Consider the following 12,486-nt stretch of genomic DNA (forward strand, 5'->3'; position numbering starts at 1 on the left):
CTTGGGCGCAGCAATGAGGAGAGCAGCATGCGTGGACTAGAAGGGCGCACCGCCTACGTCACCGGAGCCGGCAGTGGTATCGGCCTGGCCATCGCCCAGCGCCTGGCCGACGAAGGCATGGCCATCGGTATTCTCGATATGAACGGTGAAGCGGCTGCGCAGGCGGTGGATGCCATCGTCTCGCGTGGTGGCAAGGCCCACGCCGAGGTCTGTGACATCACCCAGTACGACCAGGTCTGCCGTGCGGTCGCAGCCCTGGAGCAGGCGGTCGGCCCGGCCTGGACGCTGGTCAACAACGCCGGTTGGGACAAGCCGATGCCGTTCCTCAAGACCGAGCCGGCATTCTGGCGCAAGGTCGTCGACATCAACTACCTCGGCCCGCTGCATGTGACCCACGCCGTGGCGCCGGGCATGGCCGAGCGCAATGGCGGGCGGATCATCTTCATCGCTTCCGATGCCGGCCGTGTCGGCTCCAGCGGCGAGGTGGTCTATTCCGGCTGCAAGGGCGCGACCATCGCTTTCTCCAAGGCCCTGGCGCGGGAGCTGGCACGCAACAAGGTGCTGCTCAACTGCGTCTGCCCGGGGCCGACCAACACGCCGGCGATGGACAGCTTCGTCGGCAGCGGCGAGCAGGGCCAGAAGATTCGCGACGCCATGGTGCGCGGCGTGCCGCTGGGGCGTATCGGTGAGCCGGACGACTACCCGGGCCTGGTTGCCTTCCTTGCCAGCGACGACGCCGCGTTCATGACCGGCCAGACCATCAGCATCTCCGGCGGCCTGTCGATGCACGGCTGATCGCCGCATCCGCAGCTTCGCGCAACCGCCTATCCATTCGGGAGTTTCACCATGAGCGACTACAAAGACATCGAATACCGCGTCAGCGAAAACGCCGTGCACATCACCATCAATCGCCCGGACGTGTTCAATGCGTTCCGTGCGCAAACGGTGGAAGAACTGATCCTGGCGTTTCGCCGCGCCGATGAGGAAAAGAGCGTCAACACCATCATCTTCGGCGGTGCGGGTGACAAGGCGTTCTGCACCGGCGGTGACCAGAAGGCGCACCTCTCGGAAGATGGCCTGTATGGTCCGCGTGGCACGGTCGGCCTGCCCATCGAAGAACTGCAGACGGCGATCCGTGATGTGCGCAAGGTCACCATCGCCCGCGTGCAGGGTTATGCCATCGGTGGCGGCAACGTGCTGGCGACCCTGTGCGACCTGACCCTGGCCTCGGAAAAAGCCCAGTTCGGCCAGGTCGGGCCCAAGGTCGGCTCGGTCGATCCGGGCTTCGGCACCGCCTACCTGGCGCGTCACGTCGGCGAGAAGCGTGCCCGCGAGATCTGGTTCCTCTGCCGCCGCTACAGCGCCCAGGAAGCCTACGACATGGGGCTGGTCAACAAGGTGGTGGCACACGAGGCGCTGGACGATGAGTGCCTGCTGTGGGCCGCGGAAATCAACCAGATGAGCCCGACCGCCATTGCCATCGCCAAACGCTCATTCAACGCTGACAGCGAGAACATTCGCGGCATCAGCTTCATGGGCGTCTCGGCAGTCAAGGGCTACTACCAGAGCGAGGAGTCGAAGGAGGGCGTGCGCGCGTTCAACGAGAAGCGCAAGCCGGACTTCAAGAAGTACGTCTGACCTGTCGCGAAGATCAACGATGGATACGCCATGAACGAAATTCAGACTTCCCTGGATGCCGACGGCATTCTTCTCGCCCGGATCGACATGCCCGGGCGCAGCATGAACGTGTTCTCCCGCGCGTTGATGGACGAGTTGGACGAACTGATCGGCAATGCCCAGGCCGATCCTTCAGTGCGTGCAGTGGTGCTGACCTCCGGCAAGGACAGCTTTCTTGCCGGTGCCGACCTAGACATGATCCGCATGTTCACCGAGCGTGCCCAGCAGGATAACCACGCCCAGCGCGTGGAGCTGTGCGGGCACCTGGGCCGGGTGTTTCGTCGCCTGGAACTGAGCGTCAAGCCCTTCGTCGCCGCTATCAATGGCCTGGCGCTGGGCGGCGGGCTGGAGGTATGCATGGCCTGTCATGGGCGTATCGTCGCCGATGATCCCGCGCTGCAACTTGGCCTGCCGGAAATCAAGCTGGGCCTGCTACCGGGGGCTGGCGGCACGCAACGTTTGCCGCGATTGATCGGTGCCGAAAAAGGCCTGGCCCTGTTGTTGAGTGGCAAATCGGTGAGCGCAGCAGAGGCGCTTTCGTTGGGCCTGGTCGATGGCGTGGTACCGGCCGAGGCGTTGTTGCAGGTGGCTCGCCAACGTGCCCTGGCATTGGCCGATTCATTTCAGCCCGCGCCCTGGGATATACCCGGCGCAGGCTTCGTCAGCGGCCCTTACGACTTCGACCAGCCCGATGTCGCCGATGCCATTTGCGACCGTCTGCAGATCAGCGCTTACCAGCGTCAGCATTACCCGGCCTACCAGGCGATCATCGAATGCGTGGTCGATGGCTGGTCGCTGCCGATGAGCGAAGCCTGCGACCGCGAGATGGACATCTTCGTCGACCTGATCCGCGATCCGGTGGCCGGCAACATGGTGCGTACCTTGTTCCTCAATCGCCAGCGTGCGGCCAAGGCTGGCTTGCTGGCGCCAGACAGCCCATTGCAGCACGGCGAGAAGGCGCTCATTCCACGCCTGACCGCCGTGAATGCGCAGGCTGAGCGACTGGGTTGCGAAGAGCCTGACCGTTTGTTGGCGAGCGCACTGGCCGCCGTTGGCATCTGGGGCGAGGGGCAATTGGAGGCCCCCGAACTGGCTGATGTGGCAGCGGTGGCGGCAGGCGTGAGCCCGGCCTACAGCGGCGGCCCGTTCACCTATCTGCGCCAACAGGGACAGAAATCCTTGCGCCAGCGTGCCACTGCCCTGCAGGCCGTGGATGCTCAGTTGTTCCAGGTACCCGAAGCGCTGGGGCGTTTCTTCACTCGACAGAATGAGCACGCCCATGGCGCTTGATCGCAGCCAGGTCGGTTTGGCCTTGCCGGCCTTCGACGTCACGGTCGAACCGGCCCAGGTGGCGGCGTTCAACCTGGCCATCGGCGGCAACCAGAACGACCCGGTGCCGCCGACCTTCATGAAAGTGCTGGAAGGTGCGCACAACAGTTCGCGGCGCATCGTCGAGGCACTGGGTATCGACCTGCGCACGCTGTTGCATGCCGAGCAGCAATTCGACTACAGGCAGCCGCTGCAGCCTGGAGAAACCGTGTCGGTCAGCCGTCGCGTCAGCGATATCTATCCGGGGCGCAAGCCGTCGATGAGCTTCGTCGTCATCGAGTCGCAGGCACTGCGCTCGACGGGCGATTTGCTCTGTACGTCACGGCAGATTCTGTTGATCCGCGAGCGTCAGGAGAGGCAATCATGAATGCTGTTCCCACGGTTGGCGAAGTGCTGGTGCAGATGGATAGTTCGCCGCTCGACACGGACCGATTGCGTGCCTATGCCCAGGCCTCGGGCGATCTCAACCCGTTGCACTTGCAGACGGACTTCGCTCGCCAGGCCGGCTTCGACGATGTGATCGCCCACGGCATGCTAGGCATGGCCCAACTGGGACGACTGCTCAGTGAGCGGTTTGGCCAGGAACGCATCCTGGCGTTTTCCACCCGTTTCGTTGCCGTGGTTCCGGTCAACAGCGTGTTGCGTTGCACGGCACGTCTGCAGGCGCTCGACGTTGAGCAGGCGACCCTCAGTCTGGAGGCGACGCTGCTGGCCAGCGGCGAGGTAGCGATCAGCGGCAGCGCACGTGTGGTCTGGTCATGACGCTGCGGCAATTCGACAGCGCTGCGGCGGTGGTCGCCTTGCTACGACCGGGCATGAACGTGTTCGTACCTGGGGTTTCCGGCGAAAGCCTGGCTTTCTACCGCGCCCTGCAGGCTGAGCCTGGAGCCGCTGCCGGCGTGCGTTTCATCGGCGCGCATTTCCCAGGCATCAACACCAGCGATTACCTCGGTTTGCATGGCGAGGCCCGACAACGTGGCTACTTCATGCAGCCAGGCTTGCGCGCCGGACTGGCGGATGGCCGTGCGCAACTGCTGCCCCTGGACTATCCGGCAATCTGGCGCGACCTGCTGACCCTGGATATCGATCTGGCCATCGCCCAGGTCTCACCGCCCGACGCCGAAGGGCGTTGCTCCCTCGGCCCGAGCCAGGACTTTCTGCCTGCAATCTGGGCACGCGCCCGGCAACGCATCGCGCATATCAATAGCCAGGTGCCGCCCACGGCGGGCTCATTTCATATCGACTATGCCGAGCTGCATGGCGCGTTCCACTGCGACGAGCCCCTGCTGGAGTTCGTGCCGGGCGGGGACACGCCATCTGCAGCGCTGGTAGAGGCGGTGGTCTCGCTGGTACGTGATAGCGACACCCTGGAGTGCGGTATCGGCACGTTGCCGAATGCGATCCTTGGCGCCTTGCATGGGCATCGTAATCTGCGCGTCTGGTCGGGCATGGCGACGGCGGCGATGGCCGGGCTGATCGATGCAGGTGCCATCTCTGGTCACGCAGCGGTGAATGCCGGCGTGGCCCTGGGTGATGCGGCGTTCTATCGACGCATAGGTGATGATCCGACCTTCTTCTTTCGTCCCGTTGCGCAAACCCACGACGTACGACGGATCGCTGCCTTGCCAGGGTTCTGTGCGATCAACTCGGCGGTGGAGGTGGACCTGTTCGGTCAGGTGAATGCCGATACCTTGCGCGGCCGGCAGGTGGCTGGTGTTGGCGGATTGCCGGCGTTCGTCAGCGGAGCCAGCCTGAGCGAAGGTGGGCGCTCGATCATCGCGCTGAACGCGGCGACCCAGGATGGCCGCTTCAGCCGTATCGTCGGCCAACTCGATGGCCAAACACTGGTGGCGCTGCCGCGCCATGGCGCCGACTACGTGGTGACCGAATACGGTATCGCCGCGCTACGCGGCCTCGATCTGCACAGTCGCGCCAAGGCGTTGATCGCTATCGCCGCGCCGGCGTTTCGGGATGAGCTGGCGCGTGGCTGGCAGGAACGACTCGGCAGGCTCTGAACCTGCCGAGTGTTTCACTCCAGTTCCAAATCCTTCGGCACTTCCACGTCGGACAGGGCTTTCTTGATCCGCGCGAGCATGCGCAGCAGGTTTTCCCGATCATCCAGGGTCAGGCCGGCGAGCACCCGGTCGTTGAACTTGGCTTCTTCCTGCATCAGGGTCTTCATCACCTGGTGCGCCGAACGCAGCATGTAGACACGCTTGGCACGCTTGTCCACGGCGTCCGGGCGGCGCTCGATGAGTTTGGCCGCCTCGAGGCGTTCGAGCAGGGTACCGACGCTGGCCTTGCCGACTTCGAGCAGGTCAGCGAGCTGGGTCTGCATCATGCCGTCCTGGCGCGACAAATGTGCGAGCACCCACCACTGGGCGCGGGTGATGCCGATGGGTTTCATCACCTGGTCGTAGGCGGCGCGGCGCATGCGCGACACGTCGTGAATGTGAAAGGCGATACGCACGTTGAGCAGGGCCGACTCGTCGTCGTGGGCCGGCAACGTGCTGGTTTGCTCAAGCGCCTCATCGAGTTCGACGGCGGCAGCCTTCTTGCTCTTAGCTGGCGCAGCAGGGGTTTTCGCGGCGGGTGCCTTCTTGGTCGCGGTTTTGGTGGTGCCTGTCTTGCTGACGGTCTTGGCCGCCTTGGGTGTGGGTTTCTGAGTGGCCATGGAATGTGCAACCTTGCCGGGCTGATCGTTGGTATGCGTACAGTTTAACTGCAATATCAATTCCAGCGTAAGCGCCCGTCCATCGGTGCAGGCCACGACTGGCGTGGCCGCGAGGCTCAGTCCAGCAGGCCGACGATGCTGATCGCTGCCACACCGTTGTACGGCACGCCGCCCAGGTTATGACTCAAGCCCAGGCGCGGGGCAGGCAACTGACGCTCGCCAGCACGACCAAGCAGTTGCAGGTAATGCTCGTAGACCATGCGCAGGCCGGTGGCACCAATCGGATGGCCGAAGCACTTCAGGCCGCCGTCGATCTGGCAGGGCAGGGCGCCGTCGGCATCGAACCGGCCATCCAGTACATCACGCCAGGCCTGGCCATCTTCGGCGACGCCGAGGTCTTCCATGGTCACCAGTTCGGTGATGGAGAAGCAGTCGTGCACTTCCAGCATGCTCAGTTCTTCACGCGGCGAACGAATGCCCGCTTCGCGGTAAGCGGCCTGTGCCGCCAGGCGGGTGTTGGGCACGTTGCTACCGTCCCAGTCGCCGAGGCCAGCTTCGCGCCCGCAACTGGCGGACAGTTGCAGGGCCTTGATGGTCACGCGTTGGCGCTTGCCGAATTCCCAGGCCAGTTCTGGTGTGGTGACGATGGCACAGGCAGCGCCATCGCTGACCCCGCAACAATCGAACACGCCAAGGGGCTCGGCGATGATCGGTGCGTCGATGATGCTTTCCAGCGTCAGCGGCTTGCGCAGGTGCGCCTTGGGATTGCGTGCGCCGTTCTGATGGCTCTTCCACGACACTCGGGCCATGGCCCGTTTCAATTCTTCGGCACTCATGCCGTAGCGCGCGCGGTAGCCTGCGGCCAGTTGGGCGAAGCCGGCAGGCGCCGAACAGTAGGGCATCCACAAATCGCTGAGGGTGCCTTTGGTTGGCACGGGCAGGCCGCCGTAACCGGTGTCTTTGAGCTTCTCCACGCCCATCGCCAGGGCCACGTCGACCGCGCCGCTGGCTACCGCGTAGGTGGCGGCGCGCAATGCTTCGGTGCCGGTTGCGCACATGTTCTCCACCCGCGTCACCGGTATGCCCTGCAAGCGCAGGGCAGTGGCCAGGGGAATCGCCGAGTTGCCGATGTTGGCCTGGTCCAGCGCCGAGCCAAGCCAAGCCGCGCCGATCTGACCACGTTCGATGCCCGCATCGAGCAGGGCTTCGTCGAAGGCTTCGCTCATCAACTGTTCGCTGCCAATGTCCCAGCGCTCACCGAACTGCGTGCAGCCCATACCGATGATCGCCACTTTGTCCTTGATACCACTTGCCATGGGCTTCTCCAGTCAGTCGGTGGTGCCCGCCGCTTGCGGGCTGGCCTTCCAGAAGTAGCGGTCGTAGTGCCGCCGGGTGTCGCGCGCCTTGATGCGGAAGACCATGTCCAGATCGGTCCCCACCTCCAATCCGGCAGTGCCCACGTCGACGACCTCCATCAGCACCCGCGCGCCGTTGTCGAACTGCACCAGGCCGATGTACAGCGGTGGCGCCGGGTGGTACTGCAACCAGTCGGCGGAATAGGTGGCCAGGCGTGCCGGGCTGTCGGCGATGGGGTGCGGCTCCTGGCTGTCGCTGGTGGCGCAGTGCAGGCAGGTGGCGAGGCTGGGGAACTGCACGGTGCCACAGGCGCGACAGCGACCGCCGACGAAGCCTAGAATCTGTTCGGCACTGCGGTATTGCTGGGTCAGCGCGGCCTTGGTATCGGTTTCGGCGCGTGGCCCCCAGTCGAGTTCGATTTCGCCCTCGAACGACAGCATCTTCAGGTAAGTGCTTTGCAGGATGCCGTTGGCGATGGACGCCTTTAGACCTTGTCGCGGTGGGCGCCCACCGGACTCGCGCTGGAAAGCGAGCACTTCGCAGCCTTGGCCGAACGCGGCGATAAGGATGATGTCGCCAGGCTGTGTGCTTTCCAGCGCTTCGACCAGCAATAACGGGCCGTGAGCGGTGCCGGTATCGCCGACCTTGTCGGTGAGTAACGGGCTGACTGCCGTGGGGGCGATGCCGAGTTTGCGCGCCACCTGCGCATCGCTGCCAGCTGGTACGCCAGCCAGGCCGAAGTAGGCGATGCGCGCCGGTTCGAGTTGCAGGCGGTCGAGCAGTTCGCGGATAGCGGCAGGCACCAGGCGACCGACCCCTTCGTCACGTATCCAGCGTTCCTCGCCGTAGTAGTCGTACTTGATACCGTTCTGACGGAAATGATCGACCAGAGGAATACTGCTGCAGTGACGGCCGAGAAAGCGTGCAGCGAGGTCTTCGCTGCCCAATTGCAGCGCCGCTGCGCCACAGCCATAGCGCAGTTCCTGGGCGCTGGCCGGTTTGGCCGAGCGTTTTTCACTGGCCAGCAGCAAGCTGCCGGAGCCTTCGATGGGAGCGCTCAATCGATTGGCCAGTTCGGTGAGGCCGGCACGGGTCGAACCGCCGACATCGCTGCAGGCGATGGGGTTTTCCAGGCGCAGGGCGCTCGCTATCAATGTGCTGTTCTGCAGGTCGGCGAACGGTGCGCTGGTCGAGGCCAGTGCCAGGCACTGCAACGGCTTGCGGGCGCCGTCGCCAAGGCAGTCGCGACCGGCTTCGACGGCAAGGGTGATGACATCTTCGTCCCAGTTGCAGAAGGCTTTTTCGCCTTTGCCGCGGAGCGAGGGAAAAGCCCATGCGTGAGCCTGGGCGATAGTCGTGCGCGCCATGCGCAGTCGCGGTATGTAGGCGCCCCAGGACTGGATGCCGGTTACGCTCTCTCTCACGGGAAGTCTCCTCGATCCGTGGAACTGCGGCGCACATGGATGATGTGCGTTTGTTGTTTCGGTATTGGTACCGTAGCATACTAAAAATATCGATAGCTACTGTGATGTTCCATTAATAGGGATGTACAGTAGGTTCTGGTGGTTACGATTATTTGATAGGAAAGCTGAGGAGAGCGTCATGCCGTCAACGCAGGAAATCCGACCGATGCGCTCGTTGCTGTTCGTTCCCGCCGACAGCGAACGCAAGCTGGCCAAGAGCGCTGGCTGTGGTGCCGATGTACTGATTCTCGACCTCGAAGACTCGGTGCTGCCGGCGAACAAGGCGTTGGCGCGTCAGGGGCTTGCTACGTTCATCAGTGCGTATCAGGGAACGGGTGAGCTGTGGGTGCGGGTCAACGACCTCGATTCCGGCCTGCTACTCGCTGATATCGCTGCGGCCGTTGCGGCGGGGGCTGGCGGTATCGTGCTGCCGAAGTTGCGTAATGCTGAAGAGCTGGCGCGAGTCTGTGCGTATCTGGACATGGCCGAGGCCGTTCATGGCCGAGTGCCGAGCAGCCTGGGCATCCTGCCCGTATGCACGGAGACCGCCGAGGCGGTATTACGCCTGCCTGAGCTGATCGGCCGGCCATGGCCACGTCTGCGTGGCATGTTGTGGGGCGCCGAGGACTTAAGCTCTGCCTTGGGCGCGGGTGATCCACGCCATGAAAACGGCAACTGGCGGCCGTTGTACCAGCTGGTGCGCAATCAGTGCCTGCTGATCTGCAACGCGTTGCAGGTGCCGGCTATCGATACGGTCTATGTCGACGTGCGCAATGCCGAAGGTTGCCGGCTAAGTGCGGTTGAGGCGCGCTATGACGGTTTTGCCGGCAAGGTGGCAATCCACCCGGATCAGGTGGCGGTGATCAATCAGGCTTTTACGCCAAGCGATAGTGAAGTCGCTCATGCCCGCCGTGTTGTGGAGGCGTTCTCTGGTGGAGAGGGCGCGGTAATGCTCGATGGCAAGATGCTCGACATTCCCCACCTCAAAGGTGCGCGGCGATTGCTGGCGTCTGTCGAGTAGCGGCCGGCGTCCGAGCCGTCATCCGTGCATTTGCGAGATGACGGCTGCCGTGGAGAGAGATGAGGCTTGTGCTTTACAGGCTTAATGACGATGTCGATTGAGGGCTAGGGTTTTGTCCTGCTGGACGAGTCACTTTTGCGCGAAAAAGTAACCAAAACGCTGTGCCCCTGCATCCGGCCCCGGCTGCGCCGGGGTTCCCTCATTCCGTCAGCGCTCCGAGGGCTCACGATGACGGGCCATCCTTGGCCCGGCATCGTTCTCGCGGCATCCATGCCGCTCGACCCTCTACGCGCTGACTCCGCTCGGCCTTCTGATGGGGCGTTTGGAGTTGCCTGATAGTTCGCGAAAAAAGCTCAAGAGCACATGTAACTAAACCGGGTCCCAGGTAAACACATCGCCAGATTTGTGCAGCGCGTAGAAGTCGTTCTCGAACATCGGGAACACGCGCTCGACGATCTGCTCGGGCGTCCAGCCTTCGTGGGTGTGGGCGGTGCGGATCGGGCGCGGTTGCGAGAACAGGTAGATCTCATTGTTGCGCACGCCGAAGATCTGCCCGGACACGTCCTTGGCGGCATCGCTGCCAAGCGCCACGACGAAGGGGGCGATCTTCTCCGGGATGAGTTTCTTCAGGCCTTCGACGCGGCGTTTCTGTTCCGGGGTTTCGTCAGGAATCGAGCCGACCATGCGCGTCCAGGCGAACGGTGCGACGGCATTGGAGCGCACGCCGAAGCGTTGCATGTCCAGGGCGATGGCCTTGGACAAACCGACGATGGCGGACTTCGCTGCGCAGTAGTTGACCTGGCCGAAGTTGCCGATCAGCCCCGAGGTCGAGGTCATGTGGATGAAAGAGCCGCTGCCTTGCTCCTTGAACAACGGCGCGGCGGCGCGGCTGACGTTGAACGCGCCCTTGAGGTGCACGGCGATGACCGCATCGAATTCCTCCTCGCTCATGCGATGGAAGATACAGTCACGCAGGTTGCCGGCATTGTTGACCACGATGTCCAGGCGGCCGAAGGCTTGCAGAGCCGTGCCGACCATCTGGCCGGCCTGCTGATGGTCGGCCACCGAGTGGTGATCGGCTACTGCGCTGCCACCCATGGCCTGAATTTCACGAACCACCTCCGCAGCCGGGTTTTCAGCTTCGCTGGCGCCGGCCAGGCTGACACCCAGGTCGTTGACCACCACCTTGGCACCGGCTTCGGCCAGGGCCAGGGCGATACCACGACCAATACCACGACCGCCGCCGGTGACCAGGGCGACCTTGCCGTCGAGTAGTTTGCTTGTGCTCATCAGTTTTCTCCTTGCCGGTTCACACGCTGCGCTCGGCCTTGCTGGCCTTGCTCGCGTTCTGGCTGGCTTCGCGGATGTTCTTCCAATCCTCGTCCTGCAGTTTGGTCAGGCCGGCGAACGTGGAGGGCGCCGCCAGGTGGTGGCCACCGTCGATGCAGATGGTCTCGCCGGTGATGTAGTCGCAACCGTCGCTTTGCAGCATGAGCATCAGGTTGGCCAGCTCGGCGATTTCGCCATAGCGGCCCATCGGTACTTCGCTGGCCTGGGTCGCGCCCACCGAGCTTTCTGCAGTGGGGTTGAGCATCTGCCAGGCGTAGTCGGTGGGGAATGGGCCGGGGGCAACGGCATTCACGCGGATGCCGTAGCGCGCCCATTCCACTGCAAGCGACATGGTCATGGCATTCACGGCGGCCTTGGCCATGGCCGATGGCGTGACGAAGGCCGAGCCGGTCCAGATCCAAGTCACCAGGGTCGACACCACCGAGCCTTTCAGGCCGCGTTCGATCCAGCGTTTGCCGCAGGCCTGGGTGGTGAAGAAGGCGCCGTTCATGACCGTAGAGGTAATGGCCTCGAAGGCTCGTGGGCTCAAGTCCTTGGTCTGGGCGATGAAGTTGGCTGCGGCGTTGTTGATCAGGCCGGTCAACGGGCCGTGTTCCTGGAAGATGCGTTCCACCGCAGCGTCGACCAGCTCGGCATTGCGAATATCCACGGCCTGGACGTGGGCACGTCTGCTGTCGCACGCCTGGTTGATTTCATCGGCGGCGGCTTGCAGCACCTCCAGGCGACGGCCCCAGAGGTGAACCTCGGCCCCATGCAGGGCCAGATGCGTGGCCATGCCCTTGCCGAGGCCGGTGCCGCCGCCGGTGATGAGGATACGTTTGCCCTTGAGGGCGTCTTTGCTGAAAAGGGACATGTTGTTCTCCTGACTGGGCAGCTTTATTGACCTTCAGCGTGTGCGGGCGACGTGGATGCCTGAGCTATCTCATGTCTCGCGCTAATAATATGCTTGCATACGTAGTTGTTCGTTGTCATCCCTGAATCGCCGTAAAGTAGCCTGACCGTCCATCACCTATGGCCTCCATGATTTCCTCAAGCCGGAGTCTGCAAGTGATTAATCGATCAACGCGCTTGTATTCGGCAGAAAAACAATTTAGATATAGTATTAATACATATCAATTGATTCGACCGTCGTGGTCGATGTGAGGGAGCAGCAATGGCCGGCCTTTGTTTCGATGAGTTCGAACTGGATCAGACCTTCGCCCATGAGATCCGCCGCACCGTGACCGAGAGCGACAACGTCTGGTTCTGCGGTGCCACCTGTAATCCTGCACAGATTCACATCGATGCCGATTACTGCAGCCAGACCGAGTTCGGCCAGCCGCTGGTCAACTCGATCTTTACCCTTGGCCTGGTGATCGGCCTGTCGGTACAGGACACGACCCTTGGCACCACGGTGGCCAACCTGGGCATGGAAGGCGTGCGCTTTCCCAAGCCGGTCTTCGCCGGCGACACCCTGCGTGCGCAGACCACCGTGGTGGAGATGCGCGAAAGCAAATCGCGACCGGATGCCGGCATCGTCAGCTTCCGCCACGAGGGCTTCAACCAGCGCGGTGAGCTGATCTGCACCTGTTTGCGTCAAGCGCTGATGTGGCGCCGCGCCGCGATCAAATGACGCC

At 63.2% G+C, this 12,486-nt stretch carries 13 protein-coding genes; 8 read left to right on the forward strand and 5 right to left on the reverse strand.

What is annotated here, in order from left to right; genetic code table 11:
- The first annotated feature begins 27 nt into the window (after positions 1 to 27).
- The 6 genes from ACK56M_RS03155 to ACK56M_RS03180 are packed head-to-tail and all read left to right on the forward strand — an operon-like array spanning position 28 to position 5,021.
- Complete coding sequence (locus ACK56M_RS03155; RefSeq protein WP_023100352.1) at positions 28 to 795, forward strand: glucose 1-dehydrogenase; 768 nt, start codon at positions 28 to 30, stop codon at positions 793 to 795.
- 51 nt (positions 796 to 846) lie between these two features.
- A complete protein-coding gene (locus tag ACK56M_RS03160) occupies positions 847 to 1,638 on the forward strand; it encodes an enoyl-CoA hydratase-related protein (protein WP_023100353.1) in 792 nt (263 codons plus the stop codon).
- 30 nt (positions 1,639 to 1,668) lie between these two features.
- Positions 1,669 to 2,967 carry an enoyl-CoA hydratase-related protein gene (locus ACK56M_RS03165; RefSeq protein ID WP_135185500.1) on the forward strand — a complete coding sequence of 433 codons (1,299 nt, stop codon included), beginning with the start codon at positions 1,669 to 1,671 and terminating at the stop codon, positions 2,965 to 2,967.
- Positions 2,957 to 3,373, forward strand: a complete 417-nt coding sequence (locus ACK56M_RS03170) for a MaoC family dehydratase N-terminal domain-containing protein (protein WP_134634639.1) — start codon at positions 2,957 to 2,959, stop codon at positions 3,371 to 3,373. Before ACK56M_RS03165 ends, ACK56M_RS03170 begins: the two co-directional genes overlap by 11 nt.
- Complete coding sequence (locus tag ACK56M_RS03175; RefSeq protein WP_134634638.1) at positions 3,370 to 3,768, forward strand: MaoC/PaaZ C-terminal domain-containing protein; 399 nt, start codon at positions 3,370 to 3,372, stop codon at positions 3,766 to 3,768. Before ACK56M_RS03170 ends, ACK56M_RS03175 begins: the two co-directional genes overlap by 4 nt.
- A complete protein-coding gene (locus ACK56M_RS03180; protein ID WP_134634637.1) occupies positions 3,765 to 5,021 on the forward strand; it encodes an acetyl-CoA hydrolase/transferase family protein in 1,257 nt (418 codons plus the stop codon). Before ACK56M_RS03175 ends, ACK56M_RS03180 begins: the two co-directional genes overlap by 4 nt.
- Positions 5,022 to 5,035: 14 nt before the next feature.
- Here the strand turns inward: ACK56M_RS03180 and ACK56M_RS03185 are convergent, their stop codons facing one another.
- The 3 genes from ACK56M_RS03185 to ACK56M_RS03195 form a co-directional block, all read right to left on the reverse strand.
- Positions 5,036 to 5,680 (reverse strand): MarR family winged helix-turn-helix transcriptional regulator, encoded by a 645-nt coding sequence (locus ACK56M_RS03185; RefSeq protein ID WP_023100358.1) that lies wholly within the window; start codon positions 5,678 to 5,680, stop codon positions 5,036 to 5,038.
- A gap of 116 nt (positions 5,681 to 5,796) precedes the next feature.
- Positions 5,797 to 6,996, reverse strand: coding sequence for an acetyl-CoA acetyltransferase (locus tag ACK56M_RS03190; protein ID WP_023100359.1), 1,200 nt, complete (start codon positions 6,994 to 6,996; stop codon positions 5,797 to 5,799).
- A gap of 12 nt (positions 6,997 to 7,008) precedes the next feature.
- Positions 7,009 to 8,460, reverse strand: a complete 1,452-nt coding sequence (locus ACK56M_RS03195; RefSeq protein ID WP_023100360.1) for a 3-oxoacyl-[acyl-carrier-protein] synthase III C-terminal domain-containing protein — start codon at positions 8,458 to 8,460, stop codon at positions 7,009 to 7,011.
- 178 nt (positions 8,461 to 8,638) lie between these two features.
- Here ACK56M_RS03195 and ACK56M_RS03200 point away from each other — a divergent pair, with 178 nt between their 5' ends.
- Positions 8,639 to 9,520: an HpcH/HpaI aldolase/citrate lyase family protein gene (locus ACK56M_RS03200; RefSeq protein ID WP_209038145.1), complete on the forward strand. Its 882-nt coding sequence runs from the start codon at positions 8,639 to 8,641 to the stop codon at positions 9,518 to 9,520.
- Between the two features lie 369 nt (positions 9,521 to 9,889).
- Here ACK56M_RS03200 and ACK56M_RS03205 read toward each other — a convergent pair whose 3' ends face one another.
- The gene (locus tag ACK56M_RS03205; RefSeq protein WP_023100362.1) at positions 9,890 to 10,810 is read right to left on the reverse strand and encodes an SDR family NAD(P)-dependent oxidoreductase; all 921 of its coding nucleotides are present in this window, start codon (positions 10,808 to 10,810) and stop codon (positions 9,890 to 9,892) included.
- Between the two features lie 19 nt (positions 10,811 to 10,829).
- On the reverse strand, positions 10,830 to 11,723 hold the full coding sequence (locus ACK56M_RS03210; protein WP_023100363.1) for an SDR family oxidoreductase: 894 nt from the start codon (positions 11,721 to 11,723) through the stop codon (positions 10,830 to 10,832).
- A 300-nt stretch (positions 11,724 to 12,023) separates the two neighbouring features.
- Between ACK56M_RS03210 and ACK56M_RS03215 the strand changes: the two genes are divergently transcribed.
- On the forward strand, positions 12,024 to 12,482 hold the full coding sequence (locus tag ACK56M_RS03215; RefSeq protein WP_023100364.1) for a MaoC family dehydratase: 459 nt from the start codon (positions 12,024 to 12,026) through the stop codon (positions 12,480 to 12,482).
- Positions 12,483 to 12,486: the final 4 nt, after the last annotated feature.

The organism is Pseudomonas sp. s4 (assembly GCF_046764235.1).
GTDB lineage: Bacteria > Pseudomonadota > Gammaproteobacteria > Pseudomonadales > Pseudomonadaceae > Aquipseudomonas > Aquipseudomonas asiatica.

Excerpts from the sequence above, each read along its gene's own strand:
- ACK56M_RS03155 (WP_023100352.1), top strand. The coding sequence starts at position 28 with ATGCGTGGACTAGAAGGGCGCACCGCCTACGTCACCGGAGCCGGCAGT.
- ACK56M_RS03160 (WP_023100353.1), top strand. The coding sequence starts at position 847 with ATGAGCGACTACAAAGACATCGAATACCGCGTCAGCGAAAACGCCGTG.
- ACK56M_RS03165 (WP_135185500.1), top strand. The coding sequence starts at position 1,669 with ATGAACGAAATTCAGACTTCCCTGGATGCCGACGGCATTCTTCTCGCC.
- ACK56M_RS03170 (WP_134634639.1), top strand. The coding sequence starts at position 2,957 with ATGGCGCTTGATCGCAGCCAGGTCGGTTTGGCCTTGCCGGCCTTCGAC.
- ACK56M_RS03175 (WP_134634638.1), top strand. The coding sequence starts at position 3,370 with ATGAATGCTGTTCCCACGGTTGGCGAAGTGCTGGTGCAGATGGATAGT.
- ACK56M_RS03180 (WP_134634637.1), top strand. The coding sequence starts at position 3,765 with ATGACGCTGCGGCAATTCGACAGCGCTGCGGCGGTGGTCGCCTTGCTA.
- ACK56M_RS03185 (WP_023100358.1), bottom strand. The coding sequence starts at position 5,680 with ATGGCCACTCAGAAACCCACACCCAAGGCGGCCAAGACCGTCAGCAAG.
- ACK56M_RS03190 (WP_023100359.1), bottom strand. The coding sequence starts at position 6,996 with ATGGCAAGTGGTATCAAGGACAAAGTGGCGATCATCGGTATGGGCTGC.
- ACK56M_RS03200 (WP_209038145.1), top strand. The coding sequence starts at position 8,639 with ATGCCGTCAACGCAGGAAATCCGACCGATGCGCTCGTTGCTGTTCGTT.
- ACK56M_RS03205 (WP_023100362.1), bottom strand. The coding sequence starts at position 10,810 with ATGAGCACAAGCAAACTACTCGACGGCAAGGTCGCCCTGGTCACCGGC.
- ACK56M_RS03210 (WP_023100363.1), bottom strand. The coding sequence starts at position 11,723 with ATGTCCCTTTTCAGCAAAGACGCCCTCAAGGGCAAACGTATCCTCATC.
- ACK56M_RS03215 (WP_023100364.1), top strand. The coding sequence starts at position 12,024 with ATGGCCGGCCTTTGTTTCGATGAGTTCGAACTGGATCAGACCTTCGCC.